Raw genomic sequence first — 552 nt, forward strand, 5'->3', positions numbered from 1 at the left:
CCCGCGTGCTGCTGGAGCGGCTGCACGGCGCCGACAAGTTGGACTGGAGCCGGGCCTCGCTGGACAGCGCCTCTGTTCCGGCGAAAAGGGGGGAGCGGCAACCGGCCCAAATCCGACGGACCGCGGCAAAGCAGGCACCAAGCGGCACGTCGTGGTCGACGGCCATGGCACCCCGCTCGGCCTGACGCTCAGCCCGGCCGATCGCCATGACAGCAAGATGCTGGCCGCCACCCTCGACGCCATCCCGCCGGTCCGGCCTCGCCGCAGGCCCGGCGGCAGACCGCGTCGGCGCCCCCACAAGCTGCACGCCGACAAGAGCGATGACCACCGCTTCTGCCGCGACGACTGCCGCAGGCGCGGTATCGTCCCACGCATCGCCCGGCGCGGTACGAGGACAGCCGCAGGCTCGGACGACACCGCTGGAAGGTGGAGCGGACCCTGGCCTGGATGCCCGCTTCCGGCGTCTCACCATCCGCTACGAACGACGCGAGGACAGCCACCTCGCCTTCACCACTCTCGCCGCCGCCCTCATCCGCCTGAAGCAGATCAGGC

1 pseudogene is annotated in these 552 nt (G+C 71.6%); it reads left to right on the forward strand.

From position 1 onward, the window contains the following. Positions 1-552: pseudogene (locus NJ376_RS17540) on the forward strand (IS5 family transposase); the annotation flags it as partial.

It is taken from the genome of Siccirubricoccus soli (assembly GCF_024178315.1).
In the GTDB taxonomy this organism is placed as follows: Bacteria; Pseudomonadota; Alphaproteobacteria; order Acetobacterales; family Acetobacteraceae; genus Siccirubricoccus; species Siccirubricoccus soli.